Raw genomic sequence first — 7,584 nt, 5'->3', positions numbered from 1 at the left:
CACCTCACCCACGACCCCACGTCGCCTCACTTCTCTGGTCTGCTGGGGGGGGGGGGGGGGTTGGCGGGGGGGGGGGGGGGGGGGGGGGGGGGCCCCCCCCCCCCCCCCCCCACCCCCCCTCCCCCCAGCACACCCCCGCTGTGCGCTGCCCCACGAGCCGGAGCAGCGTCAATTCCCACATCCCACCAGCCAATTGTCCCGCCCCCCAGATAGGACAGTGACCAGATATGAGATGGGCTTCCACCCTGACCGCGGCCGCTATGGGAGCCGGCGCGGTCGCCGGACCCGTCGTGGCGGCTACGCCTTCCGTCGCAGCACCCCAGCGGGCCACGGCAGTTACCTCGACGGTGCACTGCACGTCCAACCATCACCAGCTGGCCAAGAAGCTGGAGGCGGATATGGCCGAGGCGCTGGCGAGCCGGAAGAGCATGGCGTCGCTTGCCTTCTTCGACCGGCCCACCGGCACCAGTTGCACCTCCGACGCCGCCAAGAAATACGACGCGGCCAGCGTGGCGAAGACGATCATTCTCGGGGCCCTGCTGTACCAGAAGGGCGGCACCCTCACCGAGGCGGAAGATGCTCTCGCACGCAAGATGATCATCGATTCGGACAACGCCGCCGCGACCACGCTGTGGAAGCAGCTGTCCGATCTGAAGGATCCCAAGAAGCCGGACCCTGTCAGAATCCAGGAATTCCTGGACCAGGCCGGAATGCGCAACACCGTCCTCGACAAGGAAGGCTCCTGGGGCCTCACCCAGGTCACCGCGGACGACCAGGCCAAGCTCCTGCGCCTCTTCACGGGTGACGACGACTCGGTCCTCGGGAGCAAGAGCCGGTCCTATGCACGTGAGCTCATGAATCAGGTGCAGAGCATGCAGCGCTGGGGGGCCACCGCCGGCGCTCCGCTCGACTCCGTCATCCATGTGAAGAACGGCTGGCTACAGCGCAGCCAGAACCCCGACGTCGACGCTTTCGACAGGGGTGACTGGAAGGTGAACAGCATGGCAGCCCTCACGGAGAACGGGTACGACTCCGGGCTGGTCGTCCTCACCGAGAACAACCGGGTCCCCGAAGGACACCCCGCGAACGAAGGGTGGGACTACGGGATCGAAACGATAGAGACCGTCTCCCGCGCCATATACCGGGACGTCTATCCGGACGCTGAGGGCTACCACCCGAGCAGGCCGACTTCTCCGGCTGCCGGGACCCCCTGATACCCGTCCGCGTCGAGCCCGGGGGGCTCGTTGAGCACTCCCCCGGGCTCGGTCAGGATGATCAGGCCGGCCGGTGTTCGTGCGCCGGGGCGGAATTGATGTCCAGAATCTCGCGGAAAGCGGTCATGCACGGTGAGCAATAGCGGGCGGTGGGGTCGTCTTCCTGGTCCGATGGCCTGGGGCCATGGGATGCCAGCTTGCGGCCGCACAAGGTGGCACGGGCGTCGTGCTTGGCCATGACGTGCCACACCTGTCCTGAGCTGCCGGTCGTCGAGGGGCCGGCGCGCATCTCGTACATGGGCCTCTCCCTGGTGCTGGTGGGGGACTGGACGGCAGGGAACTAGCCGCCGCCAGTGCCGTGGGTCCGGTTCCATCCGTTGTTCATGGAACACGAGGGCACTCCCCTGGGCCATCGCGGAAGGGCCGGTCGGGTGAACCGGCATCGCGCCGAGTTCGAGTGTCGACGGCCGGGGGAAAGGATGCCCGCCGCGGGAGCGGGCCGTCGCGGAGCGAGCGGTCCGAGGGGCGGTATCGGAAGGCCCTCAGGCATCCTCACCGGCCTCCGCACGTCGCTGACGGTGCAGGGCTGTGTTGATGGTCGACACCATCTGTGACCCCGGTGGACAGGACACCGCGACCCGCGCGTATGGGGCCGCGGTACGGAGGTCCACCACGACCGTCGGCGACCGGCGTGGGCGGCGCAAGGCGAGGAAGTCCTGGCCGTCACCGTGCCGCCACACCCCCAAGCACAGGCCGCCCGGAACCGCCAGTGCACGGGTGCGGACGCGGATGCCCCGCAGCGCTCGCCACCAGTCCGGCTGGATGCTCACCTGCTCCACGGCGGCCAGCGGCACCCGTACGTCTCCGTGCCGGGCGACAAGCTTCTCCCACCACGCGAGCACCGTCACCAGCTCGTCGCCGTCCACCATCAGCCGTGCCACGGCCACGCTCCTGCTCGGGTCGCCGGTCAGCTCCGTCCTGGGACTGACCTCTGCCCGCTCGCGGAAATCGGCTACCGCACCGCCCGGCAATCGGGTGACCCGCGGCCCGCCCACCCTCGGCTTTTGCGCAGCACCTCAGGCGCCGTCGCGGAGGACCTTGCGGGCGGCCTTGAGCCAGCCGGCTTTCTGGGCGGCAAGCTTCCGGAATTCCGCGGCGTGACGGCGCACCGCACCGTGCTGCAACCGGGTCTCCGCCTCGCTCCAGACCGATACGAGACGGGTCTCTCGCTTGCACCGCACATCCGTCTGCGCCACCGCGATCTCATGACGGGAAGGTTGGGGCGATTTCGCCCAGCGGTCATCGCCGGCAGCGGCCAGCGGATCCGGATAGCGATATCCGTACCGCTTCATGCAAGCGCTCCAGGAGCGGACGACGGCGCTCACCGCCCGATCCTTCCGGGAGGCCGTGAACTCCGCACGGATTCGGCGGTTGAACAGGGACGTGCTGCTCTTCGGGACGTCTCGGAGCAGGCGGAGGTGCGCCTTCTTCCAGCACCCGCTGACGCCGTCCTTCCCGTACGCGGCGAGCTGCGCGGCGCGTGGCATTTTCTCCCGGGCGCGCCAGATCTCGTCCCGCCGAGCGGTTTCGGGCGGGGCCGGCGGCTGGTGGTAACCGAACCGGCCCGCGATGTCCGGCTCGATGACCCCGTAGCGGCGGCGTTGCGGCGGGTCCGGGTCGAGGGCGCTCGGCTGGGGAAGCGCGGTCCATCCCTCCCCCTCGGCGCGCATGCAGCCGCGGATCAGCACGTCTTCGGCCGATTCGATGGTGTGGACATCGGGGTCGGAGAGCGCATAGGCGTCGAACGGCAGGACCAGGCGGCGTACTTCCTTGGAAGCGGGCGGCACGGCCGGGGGCGGCGCACTGCGGCGCGGCGGGGAGGGCGCTACCCCGGATGAACATCCGGCGGCCAGCGCCAACAGGGCCAGAACGGCGACGGTATGACGGAATTGCAAGGTGGCCTCACTACGCACTGCGGCGCGGCGGGACGACCGCTGCCGGACGCCCCACCGCACTGCTCTGCTACCGGAACGTCACGCAGCTGGCCTTGTTGTCGAACCCGTTGTTGGACAGGTCGTTGTCGGCGCTGTGTGCGTTGGCGTAGTAGTGCGGCCCGACGCAGCTGCCGGGGTGGTCGCTCAGCACCACGAAGTGAGACGTGGTGTTGTTGACCGAGCTGGTGCCGTTGTCGATCGTGCGGCCCTTGTGCGGTCCGCTCAGCCAGCGGTTGTTGCGCAGGTCGCGGTCGGAACCCGTGACATAGGCGTAGCCACCGTGCCGGTCGTCGTCCTTGAAGAAATAGAACTTGGCAGCGGCCATGCCCACCTCGGCCCGGGCCGCGGAGTCAGCTGCAGCTGCGTGCGGCACGGCCGGAGTGGCGGTGGTGGCGTCCGCGGTGGCCGCGCCGATCCCGATCAGTCCCACCGTGCTCAGCGCCGCCGCGCTCACCGTCCGCATGATGTTGCGCTTCATCTGCTCATCTCCCCCTTGCATCAACGGTGTTACCGACGTGGGCGGGGCCTTCCCGGTCATGGAATGCCCCCTCCCCCGGGCGCTGCCCGGTGTCGGAGCCGGATTGATTCAAGCACTTGTCGCACAGCAGGTACACCGAATTCGATCAGATTCGAAAGCGCGGGGAGGGCGACGCGCACCGGCAAAGGGTCGGTGGAGGCCCTGGGCCTGCGGGTCTGTGCCCTGGCCGACGCGAAGGGGCGGTGCGAGCCATGGGGAGATTCGCTGGAACGCGGCCGGGCCGTGGTCGAGTTGGGCTCCCCAAGACGCCGTCGCGAGTCATTCGCCCCAGCGTTGTGTGTACCCCTCTCGCAGCGGGCCGCCGAGCAGATCGAGCAGTTCCCTGACTGCGGCTGACAAGGGGGCGGCGTCGCCGTGTTCGGCCACTGCCCGGTGGCCGTCCAGCAGTGCCCTGCCTCGTACCGGGTCGGCGCTGAGGAGCCTTCGGGGCAGCCATTTGCCGATGCCCGTCCAGGCGCGGTGGTGGGCGGTGAGCAGGTGTGCGGCCTCGCGCAGGGTGAAGTCCGCGAGGGAGAGCTGTTCGTACCGGTCGGCCGGCTGAGTGTCGATCAGATCGTCCATGAAACAGGTGAGGACGTAGCGGCCTCGTTCCCACTCGGTGGGGGTGAGGGGCGGAGGGCCGGACGCGAGCACCGCGCGGGCCTGGGCGCGTGCACGGGCCACTTGGCCGTGCGGATCCATCAGGGTGAGGCCCTGGTCGTAGATGAAGAGAACGGTGCCCCGGCGGCGCGCTCTGTCCCATTCGAAGAACCCGGGGAGGTCCGCAACGGTGTGTAAGAAGAGTTCGGCCAGGCGGCCGTCGTGGCGGATCACTTCGCGGCGGCTGGTGTCCGAGTCCGGAAGCAGGATGGCCACGTCCAGGTCGCTGGTCGGAGTGGCACGGCCTTGCGCGGCTGAGCCGCCGAGTATCGCTCCCAGGGCCTGCGGGTAGCGGCTCGCGATCATGCGAAGAGCTTGGGCGGTCGGGGCTGCTTGATCATCCATGGGCGTTCATGGTGCCAGTCCGGGCGGCTCGGTTCGCCGGTCGCCCGGCTCGCTCAGCGCAGGTCCAGGCCGAGTTCCTTCTCCAGCACGGTGGCCTGTTCCGGAGTGGCGAAGACGTAGTAGCTCTCGTAAGTGGCTTCCCTGAGGTGCACGAAGTCGGCCAGGTAGAACCGGCGGGTGTCGTCGGCGGGGTCGGGATCGACGTGGCCCATGAACTCCGAGATGGCCAGATGGTCGAGGTAGTCGAACGAATGGTGCTCGGTGTCCTGGGTCACCAGGACACCGTTGCGGGCGAACTCCAGGATTTCGCCGTACTCGCCGCCGTGCAGTCTGACGTCGGTGATGGTGACCGCGCCGTCGGTGAGTGCCGCGGCCTCTTGCAGCAGGCTCGCGTAACTCCCCTCCAGGTCGTCGACATCGTCCGCGTGGGCCGAGACCGCCACACCGAACGATTCGAGCGCGCCGGGCACTTCGTGGGGTGTCAGCTCATTGTGTGCGAAGCGCGAGTAGTCCGTGAGCACGCTGTCGACCTTCTCCCGGGACACCATGCCCAACCGCGCCAGGAGCGCCCCCACGTGTGCGTACGACGACGCCCTGAACCAGAACAGCTCGTCCGTCAGCCGGCGCTGCCGCTCGTTCGGCTCCGCGCCCCCGTCCCCCACCGGGAGCAGCTCACGCAGGCACTCCAGCGGAATCGCCGCGCCCCCGAGCCGCTTGTCCGGCTGGTCCACGAACGGCACCTCGGTCCACACGTTCTCACGCGAGCCCGGGGCCCCGGGCTCGGCGTCAGGATCGAAGGGTATGTACTGCCACACCGCCCCCTTGTTGCGCCGGATCACCTCGCCCAGATACCAGCAAGCACCCTGCACGAACGGCTCGTCCCGCGCGGCGTCGAACTCCGCCACCGTGGCGAACCGCTGCTTCACGACCGCCTCCAGCCAGTCCAGGGTGCCGGGGTGGTAATTCCACCGCCATGCTCCGTCGAAGGCGTCCTTGACCCAGGCCGAGAGTGCCTCGCTCCGCTCGGCCAGCCACGCCGACAGCACCGGACCCTCCGGCCGCGCCTCCCTGGGGTCCACCAGCGGCGTGTGCTCCTTGACGGGCTGCCATCCGGGTATCTCCTGCTGCCGCGCCGTCACGGCCTGCCGCAGCCGCGCTATCTCCTCAGCGAAGGCGGTCCCCGTACGGACGCGGAGCGCGTAGGCGATCAGCAACATCGGTGCGACGGGCGAGAGTTCCAGTTCCGGGTCCGGGCAGATGACCGGCTGCCCGGGGCGGCCCTCGACCGGCCGGGTGTTCCAGCCCCACGCGCCACCCGCGACGCCGAGCAGGACTTCACCGAGGTAGGCCGTCGCACTCTCCACGAACTCGGCCCGCTTCTCGCTCTCCTGGCCGGAGTTGTCCTGCGCCAGCAGTTGAGCCTCCAGCGCGTCCATCGACAGGGGACCGTAGTCGAAGGGGAAGTCCTCGGGAAGGAGCACTTTCTCCAGGAGCAGGAGCTGATACGGCAGTTCGTCGAGCCACCTCTGGAGGAGATGCGGCGGGGAGTTCTCCGACTGTGTCTCAGCGGTCATGCGGACACTGTAAGGGCGAGCACTGACAACGGAATTGGCTGAAGATCCGGGGCTCGGGGGGCCAGGGTCCGGGGTCCGGGGCACGGGACACGAGGTCCTGGTTCCGGGGTCCGGGGGTGCCGCAAGGTGAGAGGTGGGAGCATCCCCTGGACCCGGCCGCATGACCGGCTCCACCAACCCCCTGAAAGGCAGTTCACGATGGGATACGTCACGCAGGACTCATGGGACGCCCATTACGGAGAAGGGCGTTCCTTCCGGCCGCTCGACGACGCCGAAGTCACCCTGCTCCGTGAACTGGTCCCGGCCCCGCCCGGCGGCGGCCATGCCCTGGACGTGGGCTGTGGCCTGGGCGAACTCGCCCGGCACCTCGCGACCGCCGGCTACACCGTCGACGCCCTCGACCACGCCCCCGCTGCCCTCGACATCGCCGAACAGACGCCACCGGCACCCGGCACGGTGCGGTTCGTACGGTGCGACATCGAGCGGGACTCCCTCGACGGCCTGCACTCCTCGTACGACCTGATCGCCTTCCGGCTCAGCTACGCCTTCATCGGCGACCGCACCCGTGTCATGCGCCGACTGCGCGAACGGCTCAGCCCCGGCGGCGCGGTCGTGGTCATCACCCCCGTCGCAGCAGCGGTGCCTGCCGACCGCCGCGACATCGCGCTCGACGAGGAGGAGATCGCCCTGCTGTCCGCCGACTGGCACACGGCCGAACAACATGACGCCGCGGGGCTGGCGTTCCTCGTGCTGCGCGACCCCGCCTCGGGCCCGCTGACCTACCGGGGCAAGGGACGCCCGTCCCCGCACGCGTTGACCGGCGCGGGCGTCGTGGTGACCGATGAAGCGGGTCATGTGCTGCTGGGCAGGTCTCGGAAGGGAGCGTGGGAGCTGCCCGGCGGCAAGAACGACGACGGCGAATCGTTCGCGGAGGCCGCCGTACGCGAGCTGGAAGAGGAGACCGGGCTGACGGCCGGGGCAGCCGATGCACAGGTGTTGGCGATCCTGATGGACTCCGTACACGGCATGCCACGGGTGACCGCCGCGGTGCGCGTCGTCGACTTCCGCGGCAAGCCGGCCGTGCGGGAGCCGGATCTCATCAGCCGCTGGGAGTGGCACGACATCGCCGACCTCCCGACTCTCGCCGCCGAACTGTTCACGCCCAGCGCCCATGTCCTGGATGTCGTCTGGCCCGGACTGCTGCCCGATCTGCCGCCCGTCCACCGTTATCCCCTGGCATAACGGTGGACGAGCGGAGAGCACGGGCAGACCGCCTTCAT

8 protein-coding genes are annotated in these 7,584 nt (G+C 69.3%); 2 read left to right on the top strand and 6 right to left on the bottom strand.

Annotated elements, in window-relative coordinates:
- Positions 1–227: 227 nt before the first annotated feature.
- On the top strand, positions 228–1,214 hold the full coding sequence (locus ACZ4XD_RS23405) for a serine hydrolase (RefSeq protein WP_468044972.1): 987 nt from the start codon (positions 228–230) through the stop codon (positions 1,212–1,214).
- 61 nt (positions 1,215–1,275) lie between these two features.
- On the opposite strand, the gene ACZ4XD_RS23400 is transcribed toward ACZ4XD_RS23405, so the two are convergent.
- From ACZ4XD_RS23400 to ACZ4XD_RS23375, 6 genes are all read right to left on the bottom strand, one after another.
- Positions 1,276–1,512: a hypothetical protein gene (locus ACZ4XD_RS23400; RefSeq protein ID WP_398823324.1), complete on the bottom strand. Its 237-nt coding sequence runs from the start codon at positions 1,510–1,512 to the stop codon at positions 1,276–1,278.
- 244 nt (positions 1,513–1,756) lie between these two features.
- On the bottom strand, positions 1,757–2,155 hold the full coding sequence (locus tag ACZ4XD_RS23395) for a hypothetical protein (protein WP_468044970.1): 399 nt from the start codon (positions 2,153–2,155) through the stop codon (positions 1,757–1,759).
- Between the two features lie 135 nt (positions 2,156–2,290).
- Positions 2,291–3,169, bottom strand: a complete 879-nt coding sequence (locus ACZ4XD_RS23390; RefSeq protein WP_468044968.1) for a hypothetical protein — start codon at positions 3,167–3,169, stop codon at positions 2,291–2,293.
- 67 nt (positions 3,170–3,236) lie between these two features.
- Positions 3,237–3,686, bottom strand: coding sequence for a hypothetical protein (locus ACZ4XD_RS23385; protein ID WP_468044966.1), 450 nt, complete (start codon positions 3,684–3,686; stop codon positions 3,237–3,239).
- A gap of 318 nt (positions 3,687–4,004) precedes the next feature.
- On the bottom strand, positions 4,005–4,730 hold the full coding sequence (locus ACZ4XD_RS23380; protein ID WP_468044964.1) for a nucleotidyltransferase domain-containing protein: 726 nt from the start codon (positions 4,728–4,730) through the stop codon (positions 4,005–4,007).
- Between the two features lie 53 nt (positions 4,731–4,783).
- On the bottom strand, positions 4,784–6,304 hold the full coding sequence (locus ACZ4XD_RS23375) for a hypothetical protein (protein ID WP_468044962.1): 1,521 nt from the start codon (positions 6,302–6,304) through the stop codon (positions 4,784–4,786).
- Between the two features lie 198 nt (positions 6,305–6,502).
- On the opposite strand from ACZ4XD_RS23375, the gene ACZ4XD_RS23370 reads away from it, so the two are divergent.
- Entirely contained in the window at positions 6,503–7,546 is a 1,044-nt protein-coding gene (locus tag ACZ4XD_RS23370; RefSeq protein WP_468044960.1) for a bifunctional class I SAM-dependent methyltransferase/NUDIX hydrolase, read from the top strand.
- Positions 7,547–7,584: the final 38 nt, after the last annotated feature.

The organism is Streptomyces sp. NPDC029466 (assembly GCF_055574515.1).
This window is presented reverse-complemented; position numbering and strand designations above follow the sequence as displayed.

What these genes read in the sequence shown, in the direction of transcription:
- ACZ4XD_RS23400 (WP_398823324.1), bottom strand. Translation starts at nt 1,512, where the DNA reads ATGTACGAGATGCGCGCCGGCCCCTCGACGACCGGCAGCTCAGGACAG.
- ACZ4XD_RS23380 (WP_468044964.1), bottom strand. Translation starts at nt 4,730, where the DNA reads ATGGATGATCAAGCAGCCCCGACCGCCCAAGCTCTTCGCATGATCGCG.
- ACZ4XD_RS23385 (WP_468044966.1), bottom strand. Translation starts at nt 3,686, where the DNA reads ATGAAGCGCAACATCATGCGGACGGTGAGCGCGGCGGCGCTGAGCACG.
- ACZ4XD_RS23375 (WP_468044962.1), bottom strand. Translation starts at nt 6,304, where the DNA reads ATGACCGCTGAGACACAGTCGGAGAACTCCCCGCCGCATCTCCTCCAG.
- ACZ4XD_RS23405 (WP_468044972.1), top strand. Translation starts at nt 228, where the DNA reads ATGAGATGGGCTTCCACCCTGACCGCGGCCGCTATGGGAGCCGGCGCG.
- ACZ4XD_RS23370 (WP_468044960.1), top strand. Translation starts at nt 6,503, where the DNA reads ATGGGATACGTCACGCAGGACTCATGGGACGCCCATTACGGAGAAGGG.